The organism is Streptomyces mesophilus (assembly GCF_040300965.1).
In the GTDB taxonomy this organism is placed as follows: domain Bacteria; phylum Actinomycetota; class Actinomycetes; order Streptomycetales; family Streptomycetaceae; genus Streptomyces; species Streptomyces mesophilus_A.
On the sequence record NZ_JBEPEW010000232.1, the window covers coordinates 1 to 8,841 of the forward strand.

Here is an 8,841-nt window from a genome sequence, read left to right on the forward strand (position 1 = left end):
GGTATTGTTGCCCGGCGCATGGTTTGTGGGGCGGGGTGGGGGATTCTTTCCCCCACCCCGCCCCTTCCCGAAACCGGGGCTTCGCCCCGGACCCCGGCATCCGAACTTCGTTCGGATCGCCTCAAACGCCGGCGGGGCTGGAGTTGCCGGAGGGGCTGAGTGCCGGAGACCTCAGTGGAAGAAGTGACGCGTCCCCGTGAAGTACATCGTCACGCCCGCCGCCTTGGCCGCCTCGACGACCAGTTCGTCGCGAACCGAACCGCCGGGCTGGACCACGGCCTTGACTCCCGCGGCCGTCAGGATCTCCAGGCCGTCCGGGAACGGGAAGAACGCGTCCGACGCGGCGTAGGAGCCGCGCGCCCGCTCCTCGCCCGCGCGCTCGACCGCGAGCTTGGCCGAGTCGACGCGGTTGACCTGGCCCATGCCGACGCCGACCGAGGCGCCGTCCTTGGCGAGCAGGATCGCGTTGGACTTGACCGCGCGGCAGGCCTTCCAGGCGAAGGAAAGCTCGGCGAGCTCGTCGGCGGACAGGGCGTCGCCCGTCGCAAGGGTCCAGTTGGCCGGGTCGTCGCCGTCCGCCTGGAGGCGGTCGGTGACCTGGAGCAGCGCGCCGCCGTCGATCGGCTTGACCTCGACCGGTGAAGAGGGGGCGTCCGCACACCGCAGCACGCGGATGTTCTTCTTGCGGGCCAGGACCTCGACCGCGCCGTCCTCGTAGTCCGGGGCCACGATGACCTCGGTGAAGATCTCGGCCACCTGCTCGGCCATCGCGACGGACACCGGACGGTTCACGGCGATCACGCCGCCGAACGCCGACAGCGGGTCGCACGCGTGGGCCTTGCGGTGGGCCTCGGCCACGTCGTCGCCGACGGCGATACCGCACGGGTTGGCGTGCTTGATGATGGCGACGCAGGGCTCGGTGTGGTCGTACGCGGCACGGCGCGCGGCGTCCGTGTCCGTGTAGTTGTTGTACGACATCTCCTTGCCGTGCAGCTGCTCGGCTGCGGCCAGGCCACCGGTGCCGTCGACGTACAGGGCGGCCGGCTGGTGCGGGTTCTCGCCGTAGCGCAGGACGTTCGCGCGCTCGTAGGTCGAGCCCAGGAAGTCGGGCAGACCAGAGTCGTCGGCCGCCGCGTAGTCGGCCGCGAACCAGGACGCCACCGCCACGTCGTACGACGCCGTGTGCTGGAACGCCTCGGCCGCGAGGCGCTTGCGGGCGGTCAGGTCGAAGCCGCCGTCGCGTACCGCCGCGAGGACGTCCGCGTACCGCGCGGGGCTGGTGACGACCGCGACCGACGGGTGGTTCTTGGCGGCGGCGCGGACCATCGACGGGCCGCCGATGTCGATCTGCTCCACGCACTCGTCGGGCGAAGCGCCCGAGGCGACGGTCTGCTTGAACGGGTAGAGGTTCACGACCACGAGGTCGAAGGGCTCGACACCGAGCTCTTCGAGCTGCGAGCGGTGCGTGTCCAGGCGCAGGTCGGCGAGGATGCCGGCGTGCACGCGCGGGTGCAGCGTCTTGACCCGGCCGTCGAGGCACTCGGGGAAGCCGGTCAGTTCCTCGACCTTGGTGACCGGCACACCGGCCGCGGCGATCTTCGAGGCGGTGGAGCCGGTCGACACCAGCTGGACACCGGCCTCGTGCAGGCCCTGGGCGAGGTCCTCGAGCCCGGTCTTGTCGTAGACGCTGATCAGGGCCCGGCGGATGGGGCGCTGTCCGGAAGAAGCGGCAGGAGAAGCGCCAGAAGAAGCGGCGGTCACGGGATGGATACCTTTCGTCCCTCAATGCGATGGCCGTGCCGGGCGAGCCGCCCCACGACCTCGACGAGCAGCCTTCGCTCGACTTCCTTGATGCGCTCATGGAGCGCGGATTCGTCGTCCTCGTCCAGGACCTCCACCACGCCCTGCGCGATGATCGGCCCGGTGTCGACGCCGTCGTCGACGAAGTGGACGGTGCAGCCGGTTACCTTCGCGCCGTACGCGAGCGCGTCGCGTACGCCATGAGCACCGGGGAAAGACGGCAGCAGCGCCGGATGCGTATTGACGGTGCAACCGCCGAACCGGGTCAGGAACTCCTTGCCCAGGATCTTCATGAAGCCCGCCGACACCACCAGATCCGGCGCGTGGACGGCTGTCGCTTCCGCCAGTTCGCGGTCCCAGGTGGCGCGGTCGTCGAAGTCCTTCACACGGCAGACGAAGGTCGGCAGTCCGGCCTTGCGCGCGCGCTCGAGGCCGACGATGTTGTCCCGGTCCGCGCCCACCGCCACGATCTCGGCGCCGAAGCCGGGGTCGGCCGTGGCGTCGAGCAGGGCCTGCAGATTGGTGCCCGAGCCCGACACGAGGACGACAAGCCGCTTCGGCGGCGTGTTTACGGGGGTGGCCACGGCGGGGCCCTTTCGCATCGGCGGCGCAACAGTGCGTGATGGTCCTGGCTTTGTACGGTCGTACGAATGCTTCGGTGCCCCCGATACGGGGAACTCTACGAAGCGCCCGACCGTCAGCAACGATACCGGCACACCCGACGGCCCCCACGGGACGGTGGCGTGACCGGGAGGTAGCGTCTGGGGAGCAAGCTCCAAGGACTGCCAGGCGCGCGCCGCTGCTCAGCCGGCCCGGCCGGGCAATCCACCGACTACGGGGAAAGACGCACACCTGATGCCGGACCGCATGCCCTCACCTTCGTCGCCGCAGGACCAGTCTCCGCAGGTCGCGCCGGACGATCAGCCTGCGCAGGGCGCGCCGCAGGACACGGGGAAGGGTGAGGACAACCCCTTCGCCCCGCCGCCCGAGGGTGCTCCGGAGCAGCCCTGGCGTCCCCGTCATCCCGACGGTGACCAGGGCGGTGACGGTTCGGGTCCCGGCTGGAGCTCGCAGCAGCCCGGCCGTTCCTCCGGCGGCTTCGGTCAGCGCCCCGGTGGATCCGAGGGCGGTCCGAACGGTCAGGGCGGTCCGATGGGCGGGATGCGCTGGGACCCGACCGACCCGGCGCAGCGCCGTGCGCGCTATGCGCTGCTCGGCGGCATGTGGGCGTTCTTCTTCGGGCTCTTCGGCTGGCCCTACGTGGCGCTGCTGCTCGGTGCGCTCGCCGTGTACTGGGGTGTGACCGCGCTGCGCGCGAAGCCGCGCACCCCCGACCCGACGCAGCCGGCCCCCGCGGTCTCCCCGGGCAAGCCGCAGACGACTGCCGCGGTGAGCGGCCTGGTCACGGCCGGCCTGGCCCTGGCCATGGTCGCCCTGACCTTCACCGCCCAGATCGTCTACCGCGACTTCTACGTCTGCGAACGCGACGCAAACACCCACGCGGCCCAGAAGCAGTGCGAGGAACTCCTCCCCTCACCACTGCGCACCCTCCTCGGCGAACAGGACTGACCCTCCCGCCCGTTGGCGTTGGCACGTACGGGGGACCATATGTCGCGGAGAACGGACGGTTTGGCCGTTTCCTCCCCGACATATGGTCCCCCGTTCGTCTTTTCTACGTCGAACTGCGCAGCGCCGCCCATGTGTTGGGGCCCACTCGGCCGTCCACGTCCAGGCCCTTGGCGGACTGGAAGCGGTTGACCGCGGTGCGGGTGTCGGGGCCGAACTCGCCGTCCACGCCACCGGCGCCCACGCTGTAGCCGCGTTTGGTGAGCATGCACTGGACCTGGACCACGCGGCTGCCCTGGTCGCCGTAGACGGTCTCCGTCGTGCCCGAGTAGTACGTGCAGTCGGTGAGCCATGGCGGTTTGGCGGGGGCTGCCGTGGTCCTGGTCGGGGCCGGGTCGGTGTCCCCGCCTCCCGTGCTCGTGCCGGCTTCGCTTCCTCCGCCGGCGGTTCCGGCTTCCGCCGTCTCGCCGGCCGTCGGCTCCGTGTCCTGGTCGCCGCCGGTTCCGGCGGACCCGGAGGCGTCGGCGGTCGTGTCCTTCGCGCCGTCCTTGTCCTTGCCGCCCGGGGATGCGGACGCCTTCCGGGACTTGTCGGGCGCCGGTGCGGTCGGGTTCCTGCCGGCGTCGCCAGGGCCGGCGCTGCCGTGGGGTCCGGAGGTCGGAGCGGACGGCTTCGCGGTGTCCTCGGTCGTGTCCGGGCGGGTCAGCAGGAACGCACCGACGGCGACGGCCGCCACGGTGAGGGCCATGGCGACGGCCGCGTACGCCTTCTTGGCACGGGTGCGACGGGCGGGTGATCCGTGCTGTCCCGGAGGTGACGAGGTCCCGTACTGGCCGGGTGGCGTCGGAGTCCCGTACTGGCCGGGTGGCGTCGAGGTCCCGTACTGCCCGGGCGGGGTGGGTGACCCGAACTGGCCGGGGGGAGTGGCCGGCCCGTACTGGCCGGGTGGCGTCTGGCCCCCGTACTGCCCGGGCGGCGTCGACCCTCCGTACGCCCCCGGTCCGTACCCCTGCCCCTGCGCAGCCCCGTACCCCTGCGGTGCGGGCGAGGGGGCGCGGACCGTCGGGGCGCGGAAGTGGCCGGTCTGGTGGGCGGTGGTGCGGTGCAGCACCTCGTAGGCGTGGCCGCGCTGCACGAGCCGGCCGTGCAGCGGTTCCTGCCAGGCGGGCGTGCGCGGGTGAGCGTCGGCCGCGGCGATCAGCTGCTGCGGAGTGGGCCGCAGCGCGGGGTCCTTGGCGAGGCAGGATGTGAGCAGCGCCGCCAACGACGCGTCCGCGAGGGTGAGTTCGCCGATGACCTCGGCCATGGGTTCCTCGAAGGCGACCCGGTGCATCACGTCCACGCCCGTGCCGTCCCCGAACGGAGCGTGTCCAGTGGCCGCGTACACCAGGGTGCACGCGAGCGAGAAGACGTCCGAGACCGTGTCGCAGCGGCCGTCGCGCAGATACTCGGGCGCCATGTACGCGGGCGTGCCGACCCGGGAACCCGTGCTGGTGATGGCGCTGCTGTCGACGGCCTGCGAGATGCCGAAGTCGATGACGTGCACGCCCTGCGCGGACAGGATCACATTGGACGGCTTGAGGTCCCGGTGCACGATGCCGGTGGCGGCCAACCCGTCCAGCGCGCGGCCGAGTTCCCCCACCAGGCGCCAGACTCCGGCGGGTTCGAGCACCCCGTTCTCCCGTACGGCGTCCGCGAGGTTGAGCCCGGGGACGTACTGCGTGGCCATCCACAGCAGCCGGTCCTCGAACCCGGTGCCGAGGAGGCTGGGCGCGTGCGGGGTGCGGACCTGTCCGTGCACGGCGGCCTCGCGCTCGAAGCGCCGCCGGAACTCGGCGTCCTCCGCGTACTCGGGCCGGATCACCTTGACGGCGGCGAGCCCCGGCCGGTCGTCGGCGGGCCGCGCGAGATAGACGCGCCCCATGCCTCCGCTGCCGAGCATCCCGATCGCCGCGTACGGGCCGATCGCGCCGGGATCGCCGGATCGCAGCGGCTCCGCTCCCGCCTGCCCCAAGGCAGCCTGGAGCGCGGCCAGTTGTGCCTCGTCCATGGTCGGCCGGCCCGTCAGTAGCTCTGCGGTGCGCCGGCCGGAGCCTGGCCCGGCGGCGCCGGGTACGCGGAGTTGCCGTACTGCTGAGCTGGGAACGGGGCGGGACCCGCGGGAGCGCGGCGGGCGCTGCCCATCGAGACGGCCACGGCGCCGATCATCAGGCCGACCCCGCCGAGCCCGGCGATCAGGGGCTCGTTGTCGTCGGTGGTGGAGACCACGGCGTTGGTCGACTCACAGGTCTCCTTGGGCACGGGACGCTCGGTCGTGCCCGTGTTCACCGTGGTGCACTCGTAGCGGAAGTCGACGATGGCGTTCCGTGACTGGTGCGCCTCCGAGAAGGCGAAGGCGAACAGGCCGAGCCCGCCGAGCAGGAAGAGGATCTGGGCCACGCGCGCGACGGGATGCATACAGCGAACTCCACCTTGACCGGGCTTACGCCCCTGGTTGTACGGCACCGGATGGGGGCGCTGCGGCCGGACGGACCACGGCAGATGCAGAACGTTCACGAGGGCGGCCTTCGAGGCCTGCCCTGCCGGCGCGCCTCCCCCGTGGCGCGCCGCACCAGTATCGGGTCACTCGGGCCCCTGGGGAACCTCTAACGTTCCAGGGTGTGCGTCGGTATCTCTCGGTGCGTGTCGGTACCTCTTGGCGCGCCTCAGCAGCGCTTCACCAGGCGGTGCGACCGCGGGGCATACGTCCCCGCCAGGTTCCCCTGGGCCCTCGCGGCCGTGCAGCCGGTACGCAGCGTCTCCCGCTCCAGGTCGAAACCGGTGGGTGTGAAGTCCGGTCCCCGGAAGTACTCCACCCCGTGGAACCCGGCCGGATCACCTGCGTTGAAGTAGACCGACCGCACCGGTGCGTGCCGGGTCCACGCGCAGGTCTCGGGACCCGCGAGCCAGTCGGGATCCGATGCGGCCCAACTGCACATCTGACCCTCGCCGTTCTCCTCGCTGAAGAAGCAGACGGATCGCGTGGGGCAGTGGTGGTAGCCGTAGCCGACTTCCTCCCCGCCTCTTTCGTATACGACGGCCGAGCCGAGTGCGACGGCCGTGCCCAGGACCGCCGCCGCGGCCACCAAAAGCGGCCGCCCCCGAAGCAATCGCAGGGAGCGCAGCCGTGACGAGGAGGTGGCGCCCGCGGCCCGTTCCGCCCGCCGCAGCAGGGACGACGCATCGTGCCGGGCCCGTTCCTCGTGCGTACGGGCGAGGCAGTCGGTGACGATCTCCCGCCAGGCGTCCGGGAGTTCGGGTGACAGGCGCAGGTCATCGGTTCCCCGGGCGTAGCGCACCAGGGCGTCGCCGCGGGCCTCGGCCGTGCCGCCCGGCAGGGGATGCGTGCCGGTCAGGACGAGATGGGCGAGGACCCCGAAGGCCCACAGGTCGGTGCTGGGCCGGATCTGCTGTCCGCGCTCGCCGAGTTCGGCCCAGTGGAGTTCGGGCGGGGCGTGGTCGGGGGTCGAGAAGCCGGGGGAGTAGGCGGCGGCTCCCTCCAGCTCCGCCGCCAGGCCGAAGTCGGCGAGCCGCACCGAACCGTCCTTCATCAGCAGGACGTTGGCGGGCTTGAGGTCGCCGTGCACCCAGCCCGCGCTATGCAGCTGGTCCAGCCCCTCGCAGACCTGGACGAGCAGCGCGGGACCGGCGGCGGGCGCCGGGGAGCGACGCAGCAGCGCGGCGAGGGAGGTCTCGGCCTTCTCCAGTACGAGGACGGTGGCGCCGTCGAGCCCGGGCCGCCCCGGAGCGTCCGCCGTGAGCGTCTCGTACAGGCGGATGATGCGCGGAGCGCGCAGCCGGCTGAGCAACTCGGTCTCGCGCTCGGCCAGTTCCCGCAGATGGTTGAACCGGTGCGGCGTATGGGTGCCCGTGGGCAGGAACTTGAGCGCGGCCACGGCCGGCAGCTCTCCGTCGGCCCCGGGGGCCGCCGAGTCCGCCGAGGTGCGAAGCGCCTCCGGGGCCGCCGCGGTGCGCCGCGCCGCGTACACACTCCCGAACGCCCCGTCGGCGAGCGGTTCGAGCACCTCCCAGGAGCCGACACGGAAGCCCTTCGGGACGGGCACGGCGTACGGGGACTCGGTCACGGCGCCATCTCGGGTGCGGTGCAGCCGAGGACGGCGAGGTCCTCTTCGCGTACGAGATCGAAGCGCAGGGCGAGCGAGACCAGGGACTCCTTCTTGCCGTTGAGCCGCAGCCCCGGCTCATGGTCCTCGGGGCCGCGCTTGAGGCGCAGCTTCACCGCCAGGTAGTCGATGTTCCAGTACACCGACGAGCGGTTGGCCGACGGCCAGGCGTGCCGCAGCCGTTCCACGATCTGGTCGACCGTGGGCACCGGGGCGTGCGGGGCGCCGCGCAGCCGAGGCTCGCACAGGGCGGCGAGCACCGCGTAGTACCGCTTGGTGCGGTCCAGGGCGAAGGCCGGTGCGGTGGCCGGTCCGGACAGACCGCTGCGCGAGGCGGTGCGGTACGCGTGGCGCGGCGCCCACACCTCGAAGGCGAGCAGCTCGCCCGCGGCGGGCAGCACGACACGGGAGAACTCGAACGGCACCGGTGCGTCGATCCGGCCGGGCGCGATCTTGATGTGCTCGCCCGCGCCCTCCGGGTTCTCCACCACGTACGTCTGGTTCTCGCTCAGGTTGTCGATGATCCAGAAGGCGTGGTGCGCGGTGATCTCGCCCGCGATCCGGGGCACCCCTTCGTGGCCGAGTTCCAGACCACCTGCGGGGACGTCACGGCCGAAGGGCAGTACGTCGCCGGACGCGAGCTCGATCCGTCCGCCGTGCGGTGTCCGTTCCCCGCCACCGGCCGGTGGCACCACGATGATGCTGTGCATCCTTCGTCCCCCTCATGCCCCGCAGTCCCCCTGTGCGCCGCAGAGCAGTCAGCGTAAGGGGAGTGCGGGGCACAGGGGAAAGCTTCACCGGGCCGGGGCCTGTCGGGCCGTGCCGGGCAGCCCGTTGAGCTCTCTCGCCTCGTCGAGGGCGCGCAGGCGCAGCCGGGTGCGGGTGCGGAGTTCGTCCTGGTACGGGGCGAGGGTCACATCCCACGCATAGCGCAGGGCCTCGGTCCGCTCCGCCCTCGTCGTGGCGTCGGGTGGAGCCGTGGGCGCCGGAAGGCCGTCGAGGAGCGTGTTCACGCGGGTCCAGGTCTCGGCGTCCCCGTACAGCCGCTCCCGCGCCTGCGTCCGGCAGTCCGGGGCGGTGCGCCGCTTGCGGCAGTCCGCGACCAGCGTCCGCTCGGCCCGGTCGAGTTCGGCCAGTTCGGCGCGGGACAGGGTGCGGCCGCCGTGGCAGGCGGCGCGGGCGTTGTCGTAGCGGATCAGGGACTCGCGGGACAGGGCCGTGCGGTAGCCGGGCGGCGCCGGGTCCGGATGGCCGTAACGCTCCAGGCAGGTACGGGTGGTGACGAGCCGCCGCGGCTCCTCGGCGGCGGATC

8 protein-coding genes are annotated in these 8,841 nt (G+C 72.2%); 1 reads left to right on the top strand and 7 read right to left on the bottom strand.

Features of this window, described 5'->3' with window-relative positions:
• Nucleotides 1-171: 171 nt before the first annotated feature.
• Entirely contained in the window at nt 172-1,761 is a 1,590-nt protein-coding gene (gene purH / locus ABT367_RS39330; protein WP_352258517.1) for a bifunctional phosphoribosylaminoimidazolecarboxamide formyltransferase/IMP cyclohydrolase, read from the bottom strand.
• Nucleotides 1,758-2,402, bottom strand: coding sequence for a phosphoribosylglycinamide formyltransferase (purN, locus tag ABT367_RS39335; RefSeq protein WP_352258519.1), 645 nt, complete (start codon nt 2,400-2,402; stop codon nt 1,758-1,760). Before purN ends, purH begins: the two co-directional genes overlap by 4 nt.
• A 265-nt stretch (nt 2,403-2,667) precedes the next feature.
• On the opposite strand from purN, the gene ABT367_RS39340 reads away from it, so the two are divergent.
• Nucleotides 2,668-3,369 (top strand): hypothetical protein, encoded by a 702-nt coding sequence (locus tag ABT367_RS39340; RefSeq protein WP_352258521.1) that lies wholly within the window; start codon nt 2,668-2,670, stop codon nt 3,367-3,369.
• Nucleotides 3,370-3,472: 103 nt separating this feature from the next.
• Here the strand turns inward: ABT367_RS39340 and ABT367_RS39345 are convergent, their stop codons facing one another.
• From ABT367_RS39345 to ABT367_RS39365, 5 genes are all read right to left on the bottom strand, one after another.
• A complete protein-coding gene (locus tag ABT367_RS39345; protein ID WP_352258522.1) occupies nt 3,473-5,416 on the bottom strand; it encodes a protein kinase domain-containing protein in 1,944 nt (647 codons plus the stop codon).
• Nucleotides 5,417-5,430: 14 nt separating this feature from the next.
• Nucleotides 5,431-5,823 carry a hypothetical protein gene (locus ABT367_RS39350; protein ID WP_352258523.1) on the bottom strand — a complete coding sequence of 131 codons (393 nt, stop codon included), beginning with the start codon at nt 5,821-5,823 and terminating at the stop codon, nt 5,431-5,433.
• 248 nt (nt 5,824-6,071) lie between these two features.
• Nucleotides 6,072-7,490 carry a protein kinase domain-containing protein gene (locus ABT367_RS39355; protein ID WP_352258525.1) on the bottom strand — a complete coding sequence of 473 codons (1,419 nt, stop codon included), beginning with the start codon at nt 7,488-7,490 and terminating at the stop codon, nt 6,072-6,074.
• Nucleotides 7,487-8,239, bottom strand: coding sequence for an FHA domain-containing protein (locus ABT367_RS39360; protein ID WP_352258527.1), 753 nt, complete (start codon nt 8,237-8,239; stop codon nt 7,487-7,489). Before ABT367_RS39360 ends, ABT367_RS39355 begins: the two co-directional genes overlap by 4 nt.
• An 84-nt stretch (nt 8,240-8,323) precedes the next feature.
• Nucleotides 8,324-8,841 (bottom strand): hypothetical protein (locus ABT367_RS39365; RefSeq protein WP_352258529.1); only part of this gene is annotated, 518 nt, incomplete at its 5' end.